The 20,183-nt window shown below is 49.6% G+C and carries 20 protein-coding genes; 14 read left to right on the top strand and 6 right to left on the bottom strand.

The features are described 5' to 3' along the window. Positions 1–38: 38 nt before the first annotated feature. A complete protein-coding gene (locus ACZ5ZV_RS04280) occupies positions 39–1,904 on the top strand; it encodes a hypothetical protein (protein WP_464121387.1) in 1,866 nt (621 codons plus the stop codon). On the opposite strand, the gene ACZ5ZV_RS04285 is transcribed toward ACZ5ZV_RS04280, so the two are convergent. Both ACZ5ZV_RS04285 and ACZ5ZV_RS04290 read right to left on the bottom strand, forming a co-directional pair. Further along, complete coding sequence (locus ACZ5ZV_RS04285; protein WP_347359667.1) at positions 1,905–2,288, bottom strand: HEPN domain-containing protein; 384 nt, start codon at positions 2,286–2,288, stop codon at positions 1,905–1,907. 120 nt (positions 2,289–2,408) lie between these two features. Next, positions 2,409–3,191 carry a DsbA family protein gene (locus ACZ5ZV_RS04290; protein WP_464120188.1) on the bottom strand — a complete coding sequence of 261 codons (783 nt, stop codon included), beginning with the start codon at positions 3,189–3,191 and terminating at the stop codon, positions 2,409–2,411. A gap of 146 nt (positions 3,192–3,337) precedes the next feature. Between ACZ5ZV_RS04290 and ACZ5ZV_RS04295 the strand changes: the two genes are divergently transcribed. The 6 genes from ACZ5ZV_RS04295 (at position 3,338) to eno (ending at position 8,548) form a co-directional block, all read left to right on the top strand. Then, positions 3,338–3,955, top strand: coding sequence for a hypothetical protein (locus tag ACZ5ZV_RS04295; RefSeq protein ID WP_464120189.1), 618 nt, complete (start codon positions 3,338–3,340; stop codon positions 3,953–3,955). Positions 3,956–4,124: 169 nt separating this feature from the next. Continuing rightward, the gene (locus ACZ5ZV_RS04300; RefSeq protein WP_464120190.1) at positions 4,125–4,403 is read left to right on the top strand and encodes a cytochrome; all 279 of its coding nucleotides are present in this window, start codon (positions 4,125–4,127) and stop codon (positions 4,401–4,403) included. Next, complete coding sequence (locus tag ACZ5ZV_RS04305; protein WP_464120191.1) at positions 4,363–4,875, top strand: cupredoxin domain-containing protein; 513 nt, start codon at positions 4,363–4,365, stop codon at positions 4,873–4,875. Before ACZ5ZV_RS04300 ends, ACZ5ZV_RS04305 begins: the two co-directional genes overlap by 41 nt. Positions 4,876–4,897: 22 nt before the next feature. Beyond that, positions 4,898–6,004, top strand: a complete 1,107-nt coding sequence (locus tag ACZ5ZV_RS04310; protein WP_464120192.1) for a CpaF family protein — start codon at positions 4,898–4,900, stop codon at positions 6,002–6,004. A 257-nt stretch (positions 6,005–6,261) separates the two neighbouring features. Further along, positions 6,262–7,287, top strand: a complete 1,026-nt coding sequence (locus ACZ5ZV_RS04315) for a hypothetical protein (RefSeq protein ID WP_464120193.1) — start codon at positions 6,262–6,264, stop codon at positions 7,285–7,287. Further along, on the top strand, positions 7,280–8,548 hold the full coding sequence (eno, locus tag ACZ5ZV_RS04320) for a phosphopyruvate hydratase (protein ID WP_464120194.1): 1,269 nt from the start codon (positions 7,280–7,282) through the stop codon (positions 8,546–8,548). The genes ACZ5ZV_RS04315 and eno overlap by 8 nt, the downstream gene beginning before the upstream one ends. Before the next feature lie 57 nt (positions 8,549–8,605). Here eno and ACZ5ZV_RS04325 read toward each other — a convergent pair whose 3' ends face one another. After that, complete coding sequence (locus ACZ5ZV_RS04325; protein ID WP_464120195.1) at positions 8,606–10,042, bottom strand: catalase; 1,437 nt, start codon at positions 10,040–10,042, stop codon at positions 8,606–8,608. Positions 10,043–10,046: 4 nt separating this feature from the next. Beyond that, a complete protein-coding gene (locus tag ACZ5ZV_RS04330; protein ID WP_464120196.1) occupies positions 10,047–10,538 on the bottom strand; it encodes an ankyrin repeat domain-containing protein in 492 nt (163 codons plus the stop codon). A gap of 151 nt (positions 10,539–10,689) precedes the next feature. Between ACZ5ZV_RS04330 and ACZ5ZV_RS04335 the strand changes: the two genes are divergently transcribed. The 3 genes from ACZ5ZV_RS04335 to polA all read left to right on the top strand — a co-directional run bounded on the left by ACZ5ZV_RS04335 (position 10,690) and on the right by polA (position 14,053). After that, the gene (locus ACZ5ZV_RS04335) at positions 10,690–10,995 is read left to right on the top strand and encodes a septum formation initiator family protein (RefSeq protein ID WP_464120197.1); all 306 of its coding nucleotides are present in this window, start codon (positions 10,690–10,692) and stop codon (positions 10,993–10,995) included. A 99-nt stretch (positions 10,996–11,094) separates the two neighbouring features. Then, positions 11,095–11,394: a helix-turn-helix domain-containing protein gene (locus ACZ5ZV_RS04340; RefSeq protein WP_464120198.1), complete on the top strand. Its 300-nt coding sequence runs from the start codon at positions 11,095–11,097 to the stop codon at positions 11,392–11,394. 64 nt (positions 11,395–11,458) lie between these two features. Beyond that, positions 11,459–14,053 (top strand): DNA polymerase I, encoded by a 2,595-nt coding sequence (gene polA / locus ACZ5ZV_RS04345; protein ID WP_464120199.1) that lies wholly within the window; start codon positions 11,459–11,461, stop codon positions 14,051–14,053. Between the two features lie 24 nt (positions 14,054–14,077). Here the strand turns inward: polA and ACZ5ZV_RS04350 are convergent, their stop codons facing one another. Beyond that, entirely contained in the window at positions 14,078–14,716 is a 639-nt protein-coding gene (locus ACZ5ZV_RS04350) for a hypothetical protein (protein ID WP_464120200.1), read from the bottom strand. A gap of 96 nt (positions 14,717–14,812) precedes the next feature. Between ACZ5ZV_RS04350 and ACZ5ZV_RS04355 the strand changes: the two genes are divergently transcribed. After that, positions 14,813–15,802 (top strand): flagellar basal body-associated FliL family protein, encoded by a 990-nt coding sequence (locus ACZ5ZV_RS04355; RefSeq protein ID WP_464120201.1) that lies wholly within the window; start codon positions 14,813–14,815, stop codon positions 15,800–15,802. Here the strand turns inward: ACZ5ZV_RS04355 and ACZ5ZV_RS04360 are convergent. Beyond that, a complete protein-coding gene (locus ACZ5ZV_RS04360) occupies positions 15,792–17,021 on the bottom strand; it encodes a sigma 54-interacting transcriptional regulator (RefSeq protein ID WP_464120202.1) in 1,230 nt (409 codons plus the stop codon). The genes ACZ5ZV_RS04355 and ACZ5ZV_RS04360 overlap by 11 nt on opposite strands. Before the next feature lie 185 nt (positions 17,022–17,206). Here ACZ5ZV_RS04360 and yihA point away from each other — a divergent pair, with 185 nt between their 5' ends. The 3 genes from yihA to ACZ5ZV_RS04375 are packed head-to-tail and all read left to right on the top strand — an operon-like array spanning position 17,207 to position 20,183. After that, entirely contained in the window at positions 17,207–17,782 is a 576-nt protein-coding gene (gene yihA / locus ACZ5ZV_RS04365; protein ID WP_464120203.1) for a ribosome biogenesis GTP-binding protein YihA/YsxC, read from the top strand. After that, the gene (gene kdsB, locus ACZ5ZV_RS04370; RefSeq protein ID WP_464120204.1) at positions 17,779–18,522 is read left to right on the top strand and encodes a 3-deoxy-manno-octulosonate cytidylyltransferase; all 744 of its coding nucleotides are present in this window, start codon (positions 17,779–17,781) and stop codon (positions 18,520–18,522) included. The genes yihA and kdsB overlap by 4 nt, the downstream gene beginning before the upstream one ends. Further along, the gene (locus tag ACZ5ZV_RS04375; RefSeq protein ID WP_464120205.1) at positions 18,522–20,183 is read left to right on the top strand and encodes a CTP synthase; all 1,662 of its coding nucleotides are present in this window, start codon (positions 18,522–18,524) and stop codon (positions 20,181–20,183) included. Before kdsB ends, ACZ5ZV_RS04375 begins: the two co-directional genes overlap by 1 nt.

A 20,183-nucleotide genomic window follows, 5' to 3' on the forward strand; every position in this document is an offset into this window, starting at 1 on the left:
TTGTTTCATCATTCAACGTGGCGGGGAGTGTGTCTGGAATGGTTTCCGACGGCTTCGGCGGTTACTATGTTCATGGTGACTTTGTGTATAAGCAGGGAGCTTATACAGCGGCCAATATCATCCGCATCAAGGCAGATAAGTCCGTTGATACAAGTTTGAGCCTGACAGCGAATGGGGTCATTAGTACAGCTATAGTTTTTGGAACAAACCTCTATATTTCAGGAAGCTTCTCAAGTATCAACGGGCAAGCAAGGACAGGTCTTGTTCATCTTGATATCACGGCTCCGAGCGCTCCGGTATTGATGGGATCCGCTTTTTCAGTCGGCGGCAGTATAAATGGAATGCACTATGAAAGCAGTGATAACAAGTTGTATGTGTATGGCTCTTTTACGAGCTTCGCCGGGCAAGGCAGAAAGTTTCTTGTAAGACTTTCGACCCCGGATACTTTAGGTGCAAGCCTGGATAATGGTTGGAGCCCGGTACTTAGTTCGACTGTGACGGATGTGGTGACAGTGGGCTCAAATCTTTTTATTGGCGGTAAGTTCACAACGGTCAATGGCAGCTCCAGTATTTTCCTGACGAAAATGAGCCTGGCAACGGGTGTGTTTACTCCGATAGGCACCTCTTTTTCTACCTCGACTTCCAGTTCATTTGCGATAACAAGCTTGTTTGAAAAAGGCGGGGACTTGTATGCGACTCAAAACTCAACCTTCAGCCGAATCAACACTTCCACACACGTTCCTTCCATTCTTAATTCCGGTGTTAGTGGCACCAGGGTCATTGGGGAGCTCGATTCTAAAATTTTACTTGGTGGTAGTGCCGGAGTTATTCGTGATGCGCTACCAGGCGTAAGTCCCCCGGTTTTTGGCGGCTATTTCATGTCAGTAAAAGGAGGCTCGGCAACGAAGATTGTACCTCTGGGTGGGGAATATCTCTTTGCGGGCAGCTTTATGACTATTGATAGCTTTGTGAACCGAAGCAATTTGGCAGCGGTGGATCTTGCCTCAGGCGGTCTTACTGCCTGGAGTCCATCTGCAAACTCCTACGTCAAAGATGTTATTAAATACAACGGTGATATTTTTGCGGTTGGAGGCTTTAGTTCCACATCAGGAGTGAACACCAGTTCGGTAACCCGACTTGATAGTGTTAATGGTAACGTGAAGCCGGCGAATATTGCAGCAGCAGGAGCCGTTAATGGAATTATAGCAAATGGCGACCTGGCGGTGTTGGCTGGATCATTTAGTGGTTTGAATAATAACAGTCGTACACGCATGGGGGCCGTGGATTTTTTGACGGGTGTGTTGGATTCCTGGGACCCATTCCCGTCAAGCACGGTTACCCAACTTGTGAAATTTGGTGCTGATAGGTTCATCGCAACTGGATCTTTCAATGTCATTGCCGGTGAAAGTCGGACGGGATTTGCGATATTCAATAACAATCTGCAGTTAGAGCCTCAGGTTATATCCGGTCATACCTCGTATACGCGGGTGGATGCTGATGCCGACAACCTCGTTATCAGCGGTGCGATCGTTGGTGGCACGCAAAGAAATTTGGCCTGCTTCGATAAGAATCTTAACCTGATTTGGAATACCCCAGAATCGAATGGTCTTGGAAGTATCAGCGTGAAGGTCGGAGACGCGCATATCTTTGTATCAAACAGTTCAGTATATCAGTATACGCTCGGGGCGGTTCCAGTTCCTGGTTATACTCTGGTGCGAACCCCCAAAGGGAGTTCGCTGAATATCGATGCATCCTGGTCGGCAAAGAGCAATGCCAATATAGTTCCACTCAGTGCCCAATCAGATAAGGTGCTGGTCGGAGGATCTTTTGATCGTGTCAACTTCCAGCCGCGCAGTGGCTTTGCGATTGTGCCGTTAGCTGGGGATGGAAGCCCCACTCAGTAGCTACAGAAGGCGAAGTTGCTCGCCGACCAGTTTCTTCAGGTTTTCGACGTAGCCAACGTATTCTTCCATATCCAAGCGTTCATCAGCGCGGACATGGGCGTTCGGAGAGTTGTAAGGGGTCAGTTCGATCACATCCGCGTGAGAGGAAATCGCGGAGAAGTTATTTTCTTCCAGAACTTGCATCAGGGCATCGAGGTCATGGCCTTCGTCGTCGTGGGGATATTCCAAACCACGCATTTCACAAAGAGCTTTCAGGAATTTTTCGCAGGCTTGTGCCAGGTTGTAGCCAACCAGGTCGTGCTGTTTTTCGTCGTTCAGGTGTTTTTTGGCGATGTCGAGATCGTCCTGGGCTTTGAGAATCATCGACTTGGCGTGCGCGCTCATGGTGGAGCTCCTTGGTGTTTGGTTCTCTTCCACTTTAGAGGCAGGACGTGGGTCTGGGCAAATAAAAAACCCACAGTTTTGAGGCTGTGGGTTTTTATTTTGATCTTTTTTAAAGAAGAATTACTTAGCTTCTTTAAGGTGACGATCGATGATTTCTTTGAAGTCCGCAAATGGATAAGCACCACGCAAAGAAACACCGTTGATCAGGAAGCCTGGAGTGCCGGAGAAGTTGAATTTACGAGCTTCTTCCATGTCCGCTTCGATACGCTTTTGCACAACTTCAGACTTAAGGTCTTTTTCAACTTTCTTCAGGTCCGCGCCTACTTTTTTAGCGAAGTCTTTCAAAGCGCCTTCCTTTTTAGTACGCAGGTCACCTTGGTTCTCAAACACTAGGTTGTAGAACTTTTCAGCTTTAGCGTGATCTTGAAGAGCGATCGCTTCGAAGTACTCAGCCGCAGGCATAGCCATTGGGTGGAAATCCAAAGGAAGGTGCTTGTAAACAACGCGAACGTCTTTTGGATAAGCTTTCATCACTTCATCAACAGTCGCGTGACCTTTAGCGCAGTATGGGCACTCGAAGTCAGAGTATTCAATGATCGTGATTTTAGCATCTTTAGGGCCAAAGATAACACGGCCTTCTTCGATAGCTGGTTTCAACGGATTTTTGAATTCGTCATCGCGTTTTTTGCCTTCTTCGGCAACAGCTTTTTCTTGAGCTTTACGTTGAGCATTCTGGGCGGCTTTGTTCACCACTTCGATGAATTGTTCAGGATCTTTTTCGATCGCTGCGAAAACGATGCTCGGATCCTTTTCTACTGCTTCCTTGAGTTGTTTAGCTGAAGGGGCACAATTTACCAGGGTAAGTGCCAGTGCTGAAATTCCAAATAACTTAAGTGCTTTCAATGTCTTCCTCCAAGATGGATGATTGTAATTTTTTGAGCCCCTTTATATTGACATCATTTTCAGTTTAGAGGGAAGGAAAAAATCCCGGTCCAAGGTCCTGCTAATCAGGACTTGTCTCACTCTGGGACCCCTTTAAACTGAGTTCTATGAATAAATCAAATTTCCTTTTAACAATGTTCGCTCTTATGTTTCTTGGCGGCACGGCGCATGCTGGTTTGCTGTTTAACTATTCTCAACTGGCCCTGAAAGATCTGGATCAAATGAACAAGTTGGTCAGTGACAAGGTGACTGAGTCCAAAAAGTCATCCAGCGGCAAAGTGGTGCCTTTGAAAGAGGCACTTCAAGCTGTGTATTCTCGTCCTAACGATGATGAGATGATCGAAAAAATCGTGTCACCTTTGCGTTCAAACCTCGATGAGTTGGAGTCCTGGGAAAAAACGATCAGTCAACTTACTGACGAAGCCATCAATGCTCTGAAAAATCCTCGGGCTTTTAAACCCGTCGTCCAAACAACCTACGTCGTTTTTCTTGAAAATCTATTGTCAGAGATCAAGCCCTATATCAAGAATGACGGATTTGAAAGAAAGATTGCCGAGCGCATTCGGGATGCAAAAATCCAAGTTTCTAAAGAAGCGGTCGGTGAAAGAAAGCTGCGTATGATGAAGGACACAACGTCTCCGTCCGAAATTGCGGGCAAAATTCTGACTGAATCTTCTCAAGCTCCAACCGAAAAACCGGCAGATTCTGCCGCCTCCGAACAGTAATTTCCCTCGACTTGACCGGGCCCAAGTCCGATTCGACTCTGGGCCAGCGTCAAACGATAGATCTCCTCAAGTCCTCAAAAATCGCCTCAAATTGACTCAAGTTCTAATGAACTCCTACCGATAGAAACACCATGTGGGCTGGATGCCCTTGAGCAATTAGGAGGATTCGATGTTTCTGCAAGGCGATTTGCAATTAGTGTTTGATGCTCTCTACAGCGTAGGGGCGATCGACCCTGTATTGAAGTTGGATTGGAGTGAAGTGACGAAGGAGATGATGGCAAACCCACAAATCCTGAGCGACGCTTTTCAGACAATCAACGGCTGCCGCGGCGACAAAGATCTTCTGATTCAGAAGCTCCACATGATGGACCCAAGGTCCGTGAATTATATCGCTATGGAGGTGGCCCGTGAGTTTTGTGAGTTCCAGGATCGCACAGAGTTGCACTAAGGTTCTTTGCCTGTTGTTGTTTTCTTCTGTAGCGAATGCGTGGGAAGTGGACTTCTCCCGTCGTCAGGTCGAATTCAATAAAGTCAAAAATGAAGACCGTCTTCCGGCCAGTGTGCAGGAGGATCAATCCGTCAATATTCTAAGCAAGGTCTTTGATTCGGTAGAGCCGACTCAGGACATCGTTATCATGAATACGGACAAGGGCTTTGTGCCCGAGCAGGTGCGCCTTAAAAAGGGGGGTAACTACCGGGTTCATATCGTGAATGTGAACAGCAAGGAAAAGAACGTCAGCTTCGTGCTGGATGCATTTTCCGAGCACCACAACACGGTGTTTGGCGAACAAAAAACTTTCTTTGTGAATCCAAAGACCGATGGAATTTTCTCTTATCAGTGCCCTGAAACCGCGGTGCAGGGGAAGTTCATCATCTATTCAGATTCGGCTGCGGCAGACCGCAAGCCCGCATCGAACTAATCTTTAGTGAGGAAAGGCACCCATGTCTGATCAGTCGAACGTTTTCAAACAGACCATTCAGCAGAATCTCGGTCCTGTTGCGAAATACCTCGAAGACAAGGGTGTGTCGGAAATTCTTGTAAACGGCCATAAGGAAATCTTTGTGGAAAGAAAAGGCAAACTCGAAAGGGTTGCGGAATCTTTCCCGTCAGAAGATGATCTGCGTGCGGCGGTCAACAGTATCGCGCAAAGCGTGGGAAGACGTATCGACGATGAATCGCCTCGTCTGGATGCGCGTCTGCCGGATGGTTCGCGTATTGCGGCGGTGATCCCGCCCATGTCGCGCAAGGGAACAACTCTTTCCATTCGTAAGTTCACCAATAACAAAATCACTTTCGCCGACTACATCAAGTTCGGAGCGATCACCGAAGATGGTGCGCGCTTCCTGGATATTTGCATGTTCCTTGGCAAGAACATCATCGTCAGCGGTGGTACCGGCTCTGGTAAAACCACGCTGTTGTCATTGCTGTGCACGCGCATTCCGAAAGGTCAGCGTGTGATGGTGATTGAGGACTCTTCCGAGCTTCAGGTCGACTATGAGCACGTGGTGATGTTTGAAACCCGCCAGGCCGATGCGGCCGGCAAGGGGGAAGTGACGATCAAGGACTTGCTCAAGTCCGCTCTGCGTTTGCGTCCCGACAGAATCATTGTGGGGGAGGTTCGTTCCAGTGAAGCGATGGAACTTCTTAATGCGATGAACACCGGTCACAAAGGCTGTATGGGAACGGTCCACGCCAACACGCCCGAAGATGCGATTGTGCGTTTGGAAGCCCTGGCTCAAGGGGGCGACGCCAAGGTCAGTGAGAAGGCTTTGCGCTCTCAAGTGTCTTCGGCGATCGAAATTATCATCCAGGTCTCGCGTTTTTCCGATGGATCTCGACGTATTGCGGCAATCAGCGAAGTATGCGGATTCAATGCAGATGGTTCATACAACGTGATTCCGATCTTTGAAATGTCGCGCCTAACACGCCGTCCCGACGGAACGTTGGAAGGCAAGCTGATCCCAACCGGAAACGTTCCCTCGTTTATGGAAGAGATCATCGACAATAACCTCCCATTCCCCAAATCCAAATTTACCAAAGCCGCTTAAAGCGGTGAAAACCGCCCCATCGACTGCGTTGTCGGGCCTTCCGCTTCACTCCGACGTGCTGGGAGCACGCCTCCGCTGCGCGAAACGCCCTCCGCCTTGCGCTGGAACGGTTTTGACCGCTTTACCTTAAAAGGTGCCTGGTTGTTTTTTCTGGCGATATTGCGTCATGATTGTGACGCGGGTGCTCTTTTTCGAGTGAAAAGAGGGTGTGTTTTTTTGTGTTTAAAGAGTGGGAAAACTAGGCTAAGACCTACTTCGTGCACTTTAGTTGTAAGATTTCAAACGCAGTTTTAACCGTTCTGGAACAGCAAGGCGAAGACCTTAGCCAGCTGTATGAGCAGGCCCATCTTCCGATGGAGCTGCTCAAGGACTCGTCGTATTGGATGACGGCGCCAGAAATGGAAAATTTTCTGGAGTCGGTGCTGCGTCTTCCCCTGAAAAGAGAAGAAAATATTCTGCAGCGGGCAGGGCATGAAGGCCCGGAGCTGCGTGCCTGGGGTGTGCTGGATAGCGTTCTGCGCATGATGCCGCATCCTCAGGAGATCTTCAATCAGCCGGAACAGTTCCTGTCGTACTTTATTTCTCCGAAACCGCCGATTGAAAATCTTCGTCGTGACGAAGTTAGCATCTCTTTTGATCTGCCACTTCCGGCAGAGCAGTACCCTTTGGTGACGACATACCTGAAATCGGCCTTTGAGTCGTTGCCAGTCTATGTCGGTCAACCGCCGGCGGTCTGTCACTGGGAAGGCATCACGATCCAGTTGAACTGGTCCACACAGCAGAGTTCGATCTTCAGTGAAAGCGTCGGACATCAAGTCAGTCCGGCCTTGTTCCAGAGTCTGATTGACGATCTTCAGCGCACTCAGCGTGAGCGTGAGGATCTGCAAAAATACGTCGGCGATCTGGAAGAAAAAATCCGCACAATTGAAAAACAGAATCTGAAAACCTCCACGGGAGTGCAGGCGGAGGAAGCCACGAATAATGCTTCTTCCCTGTTGCCTCACGAAGGATCTCTGTCACACTTGAACTTTGACAGCGAAACACCGGGGTATGTTCTGAGTCAGAATCTGGCTCGCTTGCACGACTACATGGTGCGAGCGCAGCAACTGATCACCATGCTCGCTGCTCAGGGGAAAATGACCCCGGCGGTGAAAGAGGCCATGCGCCGAGTGGACTGGGAGTTCGTCAAGACCCAGTATCCACGTACGGTCTTTGAAAGCATGGACTTGGTAAAGAAAACTATGAATAAGAACGCCGAGAAGGAAGGAACTCATCATGTCTGAAATTATCAACATCGTCTCTCGTGAAATTCTTGATAGCCGTGGCAACCCAACTGTTGAGGTTGAGGTGACCACTGCAGATGGCAACATGGGCCGTGCTGCGGTTCCATCTGGAGCGTCCACGGGTGCCCATGAAGCTTGCGAGCTTCGTGATGGCGACAAAAACCGTTTCCTTGGCAAAGGCGTTTTCAAGGCTGTGGATAACGTTCGGGAGAAGATCGCTCCGGAAATTATCGGTCTGCAGGTGACTGAACAAACATACATCGACAAAATCCTTCGCGATATCGATGGCACTGAAAATAAATCAAACTTGGGCGCAAACGCGATTCTGGGTGTTTCTTTGGCGGTGGCAAAAGCCGCAGCCGCTGACTGCAATCTTCCGTTGTATCGTTATGTGGGTGGTTCTCAGGCGACTCGTTTGCCGGTTCCGTTGATGAACGTCCTAAACGGTGGTGCGCACGCGAACAACGGCCTGGATATTCAGGAATTCATGGTTGTTCCGACTGTGAATAACTCCTACGCTGAATCCCTGCGCGCCGGTGCAGAGATCTTCCACACGCTGAAAAAGATTCTGGCGAAAAAAGGTCTTTCCACAGCAGTGGGTGACGAAGGTGGTTTTGCTCCGAAATTGGGTTCCAATCAGGAGGCTTTGGATTTGTTGATGAACGCGATCGTGGACGCTGGTTATGATCCAGGTCAAAACGTGTTCCTGGCTTTGGATGTGGCATCCACTGAAATGTACAAAGACGGTAAATACGAATGGCAAGGTGGCCACATCAGCCCAGCAGAACTTCTGGGTATCTACAAATCATGGGCTGAGAAATACCCACTGGTTTCCATCGAAGACGGTTTTGCTGAAGACGACTGGGATTCCTGGGTGAAGGCGACATCTGAGATGGGTTCCACCATGCAGCTGATCGGTGATGACTTGTTCGTGACCAATCCAAAACGTCTGCGTATGGGCCTTGAGAAGAAAGCCGGAAACGCCTTGCTTGTGAAAGTAAACCAAATCGGTACTTTGTCTGAAACGTTTGATGCCGTGAATTTGGCGCAAAGAAACAAATATCGCACGATCATGTCTCACCGTTCTGGTGAAACCGAAGACGTGACGATCGCTGATTTGTCCGTGGCATTGAACTGCCATCAGATCAAAACCGGCAGCTTGTGCCGTGGCGAAAGAACCGCGAAGTACAACCAGCTTCTGCGCATTGAAGAAGACTTGGGCGGTATGGGTCTTTACTGGGACAAAGCAGCTTTCAGATAGTCTGCAAAAAAAGAGAACTTAAAAAGCCCTGTGAGGTCAAAATCACAGGGCTTTTTTTTATTTCAAACCTAGTTTGGTGGCGATGCGTGTTCCGTAGTCTGGATCGCATTTCATGAAGTGGGCGATGTTTCGGCGTTGCAGTTCTTCGGGGATCGACTTCATGGTGCCTGCTATGTTGGTGGTCAGGCGGTCTTTTTCGGCTTCACCTAGAATGCGGTATAAGTTCCCGGCTTGCGTAAAGTCATCATTGTCCTTGTGAGAGTCGTGGCGATCCAAAGTGCCTGACAAGGCCAGAGCGGGTTCGCGCACGGAGGCGTCTTGCACAGGTCCACCAAAGCCGTTGGGTTCGTAGTTGTCTAAGCGGCCGCTGTTGCCGTCAAAGCGCATGGCTCCGTCGCGGTGATAGCTGTTTACTTCCGAGTGCGGTCGATTTACCGGCAGGTACTGATAATTGACTCCCAGTCGATAGCGTTGGGCATCCGGATAGGCAAACAATCGTCCTTGCAGCATTTTATCCGGAGAGAACCCCACTCCCGGAGGCACATTGCTAGGCGAAAAGGCGACCTGCTCCACTTCCGCAAAATAGTTTTCTGGATTGCGGTTAAGTTCCAGCACGCCCACATCCATCAGGGGGAATTCCTTGTGTGGCCACACCTTGGTGAGATCGAAGGGGTCGAAGCGGAATTGTTCAGCCTGACGTTCGCTCATGATTTGTACCTTCAAAGCCCACTTGGGGAACTCGCCGCGCTCAATAGCTTCAAAGAGATCACGACCTGCATAATCCGGATCTGTACCGGCCAGTTCAACGGCTTTTTCGACAGACAGATTTTTAATTCCCTGCATGGATTTGAAATGGAACTTCACCCACACGCGTTCGTTCTTGTCATTGATAAAGCTGAAGGTGTGGCTGCCATAACCATTCATAAAGCGATAGCCATCGGGAAGGCCGCGATCGCTGAACAAGATTGTGATCTGATGAAGGGCTTCGGGCGCATTGGCCCAATAATCCCACATACGCACAGGGTTTTTGTAACCGGTCTGCGGATCGCGTTTTTGTGAATGAATAAAGTCCGGGAATTTTAAAGGATCACGTTCAAAGAACACCGGTGTGTTGTTGCCGACAATGTCCCAGTTGCCCTGTTCGGTGTACAGCTTCAAGGCAAAGCCACGGGGGTCTCGTTCCGTATCGGCCGAGCCTTTTTCGCCCGCAACGGTTGAAAAGCGCAGGAAGGCAGGAGTCTTCTTGCCGATGTGAGAAAAGATTTTTGCTTTAGTAAAGCGGGTGATGTCGTGAGTGACAGTGAAGGTGCCGTAAGCTCCAGAACCTTTGGCATGAACCACGCGTTCGGGAATGCGTTCGCGGTTAAAGTGGGCCAGCTTTTCAATCAGATGGTAATCCTGTAAGGCCACCGGGCCACGGGGGCCGGAGGTCAGACTGTGCTGATTTTCAGAAACGGGTATACCTGCTGTTGTCGTCAGTGTTTTTCTGCTCATGGAATTAAGCTCCTTTTACGGGAAGGGAAAAAAGTTTCATCAAGGCTGAAATGCGACGAAGAAAACGGGGGCGGTCCGACAGACGTTCGGAATCCAGATCCGCCAGCAATGCCGCAACTTCATGGCGTCCAAAGGCTTCGGCAAAGGTCAAAGCCGTTTGCCCTTTGGGATTCACTGCATGCGGATCGGCTCCGGCGCGAAGCAGTTGCTGGGCAATCTGTTTGTGGCCCTTAAAAGCCGCACCCATCAGGATGGTGTTGCCTGAATCATCGCGAGAGTCCACATCTGCATGGCAGGAAATCAGAAGGCTGACCAAGGCCAGGTGCCCATTGTAGGCTGCCAGCATCAGCAGGGAATACCCCTTGTGATTACGCAAATTGGGATTTCCCAGGTTCTCCAAATACTCCAGGACCTCGGCATATTGACCCTCGCGCACAGACGCAAAAATCGGGTCTTCGATCTGCGCCGTTTTAAGATAGTCGGACCATGTTCTCATAACACCTCTCATGCCGCTAAGATCGGTGATTTCCATGAATAAATCGAATCGATAAAAGTCATCTATGTTATTGATTTTATCTATGGGTGAAGAGCTGGACCTAGGCCTCAGTCCTGTAGCCACACACCCAAGATCTGGCTAGAATAAATTCATGTCTTACACTCAGTTTGCAGTAGGTTTGCGACGTTTTCTAAACAGCCCGGGAAAAGTAGCCGTAGCTTGTCTGGCGGTCTTTTCCACTTCCATCGTTGTGAATGGCAATGCCTTCCGTCTATGGGGTCTGCACCGGGATTTCGATCGTATTACTTATGAGATTCAGCAAACGCGTCAGAATATTGCAGCGTTGTCGGGGCAGCTCAAACAAGCCAAAGACCCCGCGTTTATCGAGCGTCAGGCCCGTGATAAATTGGATCTGGCGGGCGAACACGACCTTGTCTTTGTTTTCCCTGAACAATAGTCTGTAGCTCGTCGCATTATCTAGTGCAAACCGCCTATAATAGAAATAGTATTCCTGCTCTATTAGAGGATACTTTTTTAAGTGAATCTAGGGGTTTATATGCTTGAGAATCAAATGCTTGATTGGACTAAAGAATCTCTTCACACGCTTCGCCTTCGTTTGGGTTGGAGCCGTTCTGATCTGGCCCGTCGTTTAAATTGTTCATCTTTGGATGTTGAAGCGCTTGAAGCGGGCCACCGCTCTATAGAGGGAGCCTTGAAGGGTCAATTGGAGATCCTGCTTCGTCAGGCGGAGGCTTGCTGTGATGAGGTCATGTACACACCAGCTGCTGAAGCTGAGTTGGATAAAAAGGCCTTGGAACAGATCGACTTTTCCCGCGTGAAAGCCGACTTGGAATAAGCATCAAGCATCGACATTCGGGCCCCTGCGGTGTAGACCTTAGGTTTTACATCCGGAGGTCCTCATGAAAAAACTCTACCTCATTGACGTCAGCGCCATGTTCTTTCGCGCTTATTATGCGATTCGTCCGCTGTCGTCACCTTCAGGATTGCCAGTCAATGCCATTTACGGCTTCTTGGCGATGATCATCAAGCTGCTCAAGGAAGAAAAGCCTGAGTACCTGGTGTTCTGCTATGACCGTAAAGAACCTTCTTTCCGTAAAACGATGTATGAGGCCTACAAAGCTCACCGTACGGAAATGCCTGATGAGCTGGCGCAACAGGTGCCTTACATCAAAAAGCTGGCGGACTTACTGGGAATTCCTTCCTTTGAAGTGGAATCCTTTGAGGCCGACGATATCATTGGAACTGCCGCCAAATGGGGCCGCCGCAATGGCATGGAAGTTTTCATTGTCAGTGGTGATAAAGACTTCGGGCAGTTGGTTGATGATCACATCATTCTTTACGACACTATGAAAGGTGTCCGTTACGATGCCCAGGGTGTCTTTGAAAAATGGGGCGTGCGCCCTGATCAATTCATAGACTATTTGGCAATTGTGGGTGACACCTCAGACAACGTGCCTGGAGTGAAGGGTATCGGAGAAAAAGGAGCTATCAAGCTTCTGGAGCAGTTTAAGCACGTAGAGGATATCTACGAAAACATCGACAAGGTTGAAAGCAAGAGCGTCCGAGAAAAGCTGCTGGCGTCGAAAGAAAATGCTCTTTTGTCCAAAAAGCTGGTCACGATTTCTCTGGATGTGCCAATGCCGGATGATCTGGCGGCGTACAGATTAAGACCTTTCCATACAGAAGAGCTCAAAGCACTATTGCATGAGTTGAACTTCAAGAGCTTTGAAAAGAGCTTGTTTGGAACTGTTTCCGAAACAGCCCCCGCGACACCACCTCCTGCGGCAGTCTCAAAAGAGCTGGTGACGGCAGCGCCTGTCGGGACGACCTCGTCTGAACCAGATGACGTGGTTCCGACACTCGTGATCGCCAAGGATGAAAGAAACTTCGTTGAAAAAAGCCTGAGCACACGCGAGCTTGCCGAGATTTTGAGTGAAAAACAGAACTTGTGGGGCTTTGCTAATGTTCGCGGTGTTTTTGTTGGCACCGAGACCGAGATCATTGAGGTGTCTGACGCAGAATTTTTGGGCAAGTTGACAGACACCTTCCAGATTCAATGGCACGGATATGACCTGAAAAGTTTCTGGCACAAAATCGGTGCACGAACTCCGACGGCGGCATGGGATTCTCAGTTGGCGGCCTATGTACTGAAAGCCGGAGACACATCAGATTTCGGTAAGATCTACACGCGTTTCATGGCAGATGTTCTGCCAGAATTGGCATCGCCGGCGTATTTGTACAATGCACATTTAAACTTTGCCAAAACTCTTCAGGATCAACTGAAAAACGTCCAGGGCGAAAAAGTCTATCGTGAGTTGGACCTGCCACTGGCCCGGGTGCTTCTGTCCATGGAGCGCTATGGTGTGCGGATTGATAAAGAGCTGCTTGCGCAACAAAGTGCGGATCTGGCCAAAGAAATTTCCAGTTTGGAAGAAAAGATCCATGCCGCCGCGGGAGAGTCCTTCAATGTCGGAAGCCCCAAACAGCTGGGCGTGGTCTTGTTTGAAAAACTGGGGCTGCCAGCGGGTAAGAAGACGAAAACAGGCTATTCGACGGACGAGGAAGTTTTGCTGGGGCTGGATCATCCGATCGCCAAATTGGTTTTAAGCTGGCGTGAACTGTCGAAACTGAAATCCACTTATGTGGATGCTTTGCCAGCCATGATTGATCCGAAGGATGATCGTGTGCACACCAGCTTCAATCAGGCTTTAACGACCACAGGACGTCTTTCCAGCACTGCGCCCAATCTGCAAAACATTCCCATTCGAACAGAGCGCGGTCAGCAGGTGCGTAAGGCCTTCATCGCGGCTCCTCGCATGAAACTTCTTTCTGTCGATTATTCGCAGATTGAACTGCGTATTTTGGCGCACATTTCAGAAGATCCGAATATGTGTAAAGCGTTTGCTGATGATCTGGATATTCATGCGGCGACAGCCTCTGAAGTCTTCGGAGTTCCTTTGAAAGATGTGACTTCCGAACAGCGTCGCTCCGCCAAGGCGGTGAACTTCGGGATCGCTTATGGGCAGGGAGCTTTTGGTTTGGCAGAAAACCTGGGAATCTCCAGAACTGAAGCCAAGGACATTATCGAACGCTACTTTAATCGCTTCAAGAATGTGCGTGAGTATATTGATGGCACGGTAAAAATGGCGCACGAAAAGGGCTACGTGGAAACTCTGTTCGGCCGCCGTCGTTATATCGAAGAGCTTCAATCAAAGAACATGGCCCTAAAGAAGTTCGGTGAACGGGCAGCCATCAATGCTCCCATTCAGGGGACTGCCAGCGATCTGGTGAAAAAGGCCATGATCGAAGTGTTTGAAAAAGTGCCTGTGCGCATGCTGTTGCAGGTGCATGACGAGTTGATCTTTGAGGATTTTGAAGAAAGCTTAAAGAAGCACACACCTCAGTTGGTCTCTATCATGGAAAATGTGGTGAAGTTGAAAGTGCCTCTGAAGGTGAATTACGCCATTGGCAACAACTGGGACGAGGCCCACTAAGCCGGCCTTGCAGGGGGAGGGAAACTATTCTGTTTCCCAACCCACCACGCGCCCGCCTTCAAAGTAAACGTATCGCGTTTCTTTGCGATAGCCTTCGGGGGCGGAGACAAATTTCTGGTACTTCCAGCGTTCGTTCTTATAGATCGGATTTCCGGACACTTCGACACTCATGGGGTCTCCCCAGGATCGTTTCACATAATCCTGGGGCATGCCCACGGCGATGTCCTGGGTTTCGATCAGGCTTTTCATCTCCTCTTGGGGAGCTTGTGCCCGGCTCCAGACATTGTTGCGATTGATCCATTGTTGACGTCCTTCAATGGAAGGTACCGACAGAAACTCAATCTTTTCGGCGTCATTCTTCAGCCAGGGCAGGATTTTTGAGTACTGTTCGCGCTCTTTGCGCGAGGACAGGCTTCTTTCCAGCTGGCGAACCTGCTGACGATTGCGGATATCCTGCAGGTCTTTGCTGCTCAGATAGGCGGGGTCTTTGCCCAGTTCGTAGGCGGTCTGGCGTGTTTCGCGATCATAGCTGCCGCGATCTGCTTGATCGCTGTAGCGGATGTCTTCAGGACTGCCTGCGTATCCACTTTCTGCGGAACGATGGAAATTTGCACAACCCGACAAGGCCATTGCGGCCACCAATACCGAAATCAATACTCTCATTAAAAACTCCTACCTTTTAATGCTAGCCGATGGACTTCTGTTTATAAATTGTTCTTGCGGCGTATTTGATTCCTTCCTTACAATCGTCTTGGGGGAATGCAGTTGGCTGAACAGGAAAACACGACCAAAGTTGAGGAAGAGATCAAAGATGGCGCCGCCGAAGGGGAAGGCGAAGATTTGATGTCCTTGGAGTCCTTGGACTCTGTTTTGGCCGAAGAAGATCCGGAGTTTGCCAAATCCCTGAATGAAATTGGTCCCGATGTGGAAGGGGCCGGTGAGATCTACGAAGAGGGTCTTGAGCTGGAGTACACTCTGGCGGAAGAGGAAAAGGTGTGGCAGTCAGCCACGGGCTTGCGTGCGAAGCTTTTAAAAGTCCTCCCTTTTCTCCCCAAGCTTTCCTACAAGATCAAGATGAAGCGCACGGGCCTGCGTCTGAGCTTTAGAAAATTCAAAGAACAGTTGCGCCATCGTGTTCTGAACGCGGGGCCATTGACGGTTGCCTGGTTGAAAAGGCTTCTGGCAGGGTTCAAAAAAAGTGTGGGTGAAGGCCTGGCGGCGTTCAAGGGTTACTCCTTGATCAAAAAACTAAGCCTGGTGGGGCTGATTGTGGCGACCGGGGCCGGCGGATTTGTTTTGTATCGGGTCAGCACCAAGGGGCTTTTGCCACACAGTGAAGATCTGTTTGTTCGGTCTTTGGCGGATTGGTCGTCACAGCGATATCAATACGACCCCAAAACAGAGACAGAGCCTTTTTACGATTCCACCCGGGCCGCTCAGAATATTTTCCTGATGAAACGAATGGTGGTGAATCTGCGTCGTTCCGGTGAAGCCGGATCAAACCCCATGGGAGCATTCGAGTTCTACGTGGAAGGCGCGGCCTCTGATGTCGTCGTGGAAATCAAAGACCGCGAAGCGGAAGTGGAGGACTTGTTCCTAAGGACGATCGAAGAGATGACGTTCGATCAGGTTTCCTCGGCGGAGGGCAAGCAGGCTCTTTGCGATCGTTTGCGCAAAGACGTGAACAAGATTCTGACGAAAGGTTATGTTCGTCGCATTTTTATAAAAACGGCCATCGTTAAACCTTAAAAGCCGCCAGATCGATATTGTAATACTTCAGGCGGTCATGCAGGGTGCTTTTCGGCATTCCCAGATCCTGAGCCGTTCGGCGCTGATTGCCGCGATTGGCTTCCAGACGCTTTATGATCATCTGCTTTTCAATTTCCTTGATGACCGGGATGTCATTGGTGACCCGCTCTTCTGTTTTTTCCAGCAGAGTTTTATCCAGCAGCTTTTCGATATGACTTTCCGTAATATGAGTGCGCGGGTACAGGGCTGCTGCCCGGCTGACCAGATTCTTCAGTTCACGAATATTTCCCGGCCACGGATGTTTTTTCAGGCGGACAATCGCACCATGGGAAAAGCGCACACGCATTTTTTTGGCAAAACTGTACAGCAGCTCTTCAAAGTCCTCCATGCGCAAAGCCAATGCTGGTGGCGCAATGGTGACAACGTTTAAGCGGAAGTACAAATCAGATCGGAACAAACCTTCACGAATTTTTTGCGCCAGGTTCTGGTGGGTGGCGGCGATGATGCGAACGTCCGTGCGCACGTTGCGATCGGCCCCCACGGGGCGAATTTCATTGTTTTCCAAAGCGCGTAACAATTTGGCCTGCAAGCCATAAGACAGATCGCCGATTTCATCCAGAAAAAGGGTGCCCCCGCGAGCGGCTTCAAAGGCCCCTTTGCGGTCGTTGATGGCACCAGTAAAGCTTCCTTTGATATGCCCAAACAACTCACTTTCGATCAGGGTTTCACTTAAAGCGCTGCAGTTCACGCTGACAAAGGGCCCCTGGCTGCGATTGCTTTGTTCGTGCAGGGCATGCGCAATAACATCTTTGCCGGTTCCAGACGGGCCCAAAATCAAAACAGGGAATTCAGTTTGCGAGACGTTGGAAAGGGCCTGCAGTTCTTCATTCCAGACTTCGTTGCGGCTGGTAATGGGGAAGGGATTGGTGGTTTGCTCCTGAGTCAGGAACAAGAACTCCTGATCTCCCAGACGAATCACATCACCGTCGCTAAGAAAGGCCTCCATGACACGTGCATCATTAACAAAGGTTCCCGTGGTCGAGCGCAAATCGCGAATCAGATAGGATTGATCCTTTTTTTCGATGCGAGCATGGCGATCTGAAACATCCACTCCCAGGACCTGGAGTTGGCAGTTTGAATCCTTGCCCAGAGTTGAGAAGTCCTGAAGGCTGAGGGTTTTTCCGTTTTCATCCATAGTTTTCAAAAAGGCTTGTGACATGGGGTCTCCTGCTTAAAAAATGTCCAGCATAAGTGCTGGTTTTGATGCTTTGGGCCTTTTCAAGTCCCTGGCCAGGCTGGGATCAAATATAAGAGGGGCTCGGGGTTTTTCGACTCACCAGATTATCGGTGAGGAGACTTGATTCCGAGAATTGAGAAAAGGGGTGAGCTTTGATAGTCTTGGCTATGCCAAAGACGATTCAATTCATTAAAAGTGCCGTTCTGGAAAAAGACTTCCCTGTACACAAAAAAGCAGAAGTGGCCATCGCCGGTCGCTCCAATGCTGGAAAGTCGTCTTTCATCAATGCCCTGACCAAAAACAAGATCGCCAAAGTCAGTTCGACGCCGGGTAAAACTCGTCTGCTGAACTTCTTTGAATTGGATCAGTCCTATGTACTGGTGGACATGCCAGGGTACGGTTTTGCGGCTCGTTCGGGCGATGAAATGCGTGAATGGCATCGCATGATTGAAACTTATTTGATGAATCGAGAGAATCTGCGTGGTCTGGTGCTGGTGATGGATATTCGCCGTGCGTGGACCCAGGATGAGGAACTCTTGAAAGAATTCTCTGAAAGACGTGGTTTTCCTTTGGCGGTTGTACTGACCAAAGCCGACAAAATGTCCCGCAGTCAAATGTTGCAGGCGACAGCAAAAGTCAAAAAGGCTTCAGGCCTCAGTGCTGTGTTTCCGGTGTCCTCTTTGAAAAAGGAAGGGCAGGACGCGGTCGAGGAATATATTTATGAAAATTGGGTAAAAGAATGAAAATTGTTGGCGTGATTCCCGCTCGTTTTGGCTCTACACGATTTCCCGGAAAACCTCTGGTGAACTTGAAAGGCCGCCCCCTGATTCAGTGGACGGTGGAAGGAGCCAAGAAGTCGAAACTTCTGAGCGAGGTGATTGTCGCCACCGATCACGAGGGCATCAGGGCCGCTGCGGAAGCGGTGGGTGTTAAAGTCGTGATGACTGACAGTGACCTTCCGACGGGAAGTGATCGTATTCATGCCGCAATCAAAGACGTGCCCTGTGATGTTGTTGTCAACATTCAAGGGGATGAACCGCTGGTAACTGGCGAGCTGATTGACCGTTTGGCGCAGGTCTTTGTGGACGACCCGAAAATGGACATGGCTACGCTGGCTCACCCAATCAGCGCGGAAGAATTGCAGTCACCCAATTCAGTCAAAGTGGTCACAAACTTCCGTGATGAGGCTCTTTATTTCAGCCGGTATGCCATTCCTTATTCGCGCTTGTCTGCGCTTGAAGCTGGCACGATGGACGGGTGTCTCAAGCATATTGGCATGTATGCTTATTCCAAAGGTTTTTTAAAGCAGTTCTGTGAAGCTCCTCCGGCCCTCATCGAAAAAGCCGAGAGTCTGGAGCAGCTTCGTGCACTGTATTTAGGCGCTAAAATCAAAGTTATCAGAGTCAAGGAAGCCAGTGTCGGGGTGGATACTCCCGAGGATCTGGCGCGACTCGAAAAACTCTTAAGCTCACAGGGGATGTAATGGCGAAGAGAAAGGCAACCACCAGGGTTTCAACCGCAAAGTCGACGAAGAAGGCTTTGAAGCAGAAATTTATTTTTGTCACCGGGGGCGTTGTTTCCTCGATTGGCAAGGGGCTGACAGCAGCAAGCCTTGGGGCATTGCTGGAAGGCCGCGGTCACAAAGTGACCATCATGAAGTTTGATCCTTATTTGAACGTGGACCCTGGGACAATGTCGCCGTTGCAGCACGGTGAAGTTTATGTCACCGAAGACGGTGCTGAAACCGACTTGGATTTGGGTCACTATGAGCGCTTCACTTCTGCACTGATGAATCGGTCCAACTCTGTGTCCACCGGTCAGATTTATGACACGGTTTTAAACCGTGAAAGACGCGGGGACTATCTTGGGGGGACGGTTCAGGTCATTCCGCATATCACTGATGAAATCAAAGCACGTATTTATGAAGCGGCTCAAGGCAGCGAGATCATTCTGGTAGAGATCGGCGGAACGGTCGGGGATATCGAAGGTCAGCCGTTTTTGGAAGCCATCCGCCAAATGCGCAATGATGTGGGCATGGAAAACTCAGTCCTTGTGCATGTGACCTATGTCCCTTATATCGCTGCGGCGGGAGAGCTAAAGTCCAAACCAACCCAGCACTCGGTGAAAGAGCTGCGTGAAATCGGTTTGCAGCCGGACTTCCTGGTTTGCCGAAGTGAGAAAGTCATTGATGATAATCTGAAGGCCAAAATTGGGCTGTTCTGTTCTGTAAAACCTGAAAATGTCATTGCCGCGCAGGACAGTCGTTTCATTTATGAAGTCCCACTGTCTTTACACAAAGAAAAACTGGATGAATTGATTATTGCTCGTTTGGGTCTGTCTGCTGGCAAGCTGAATTTAAAAGGCTGGCAGAATCTGGTGAAGATTTTGGGGAACCCGGCTCATACCGTCAAGATTGGTGTGGTTGGAAAGTATGTCGACTTAAAAGAGTCCTACAAGTCTTTGCATGAATCCTTGGTTCACGGGGGCGTGGCCAACAATGCCCGTGTGGAAATCATCTATGTCGATTCAGAAAATGTGAATGAAAAAACGGTGAATTCCTTGCTGGGTAAAGTGGACGGAATTCTGGTGCCGGGTGGTTTTGGAACCCGTGGAGTGGAAGGCAAGATCACGGCCATCAAGTTTGCCCGTGAAAAGCGTATTCCATTCTTTGGCATCTGCTTCGGTATGCAATTGTCAGCAATTGAGTTTGCGCGCAATGTCTGTGGCATTAAGGATGCCACCAGTCGCGAGTTCCATGCGGAAAGTAAACGCAGTGGAAACTTTGTGATCGATTCCATGGTCGAACAGCGAGGCATCGTCAACAAAGGCGGAACGATGCGCCTGGGGGCCTTCCCTTGTGCCATCGCTTCCGGCACGCGCGCGCATCAGGTTTATAAGAGCTCCTCTATTATGGAACGTCACCGTCACCGCTTTGAGTTCAATAACAAGTACAAAGCTCTGTTTGAGAAAAACGGAATGGTGGCTTCAGGGATCTGTAAAGAACGTGATCTGGTTGAAATCGTGGAGCTGCCGGATCATCCGTGGTTTATTGGGGTGCAGTTCCATCCGGAGTTTAAATCAAAGCCCCTGGCTCCGCATCCTCTCTTCGTGCACTTTGTAAAAGCCAGCCTGAAGAAGAAGTAA

Source organism: Bdellovibrio sp. HAGR004 (assembly GCF_055397015.1).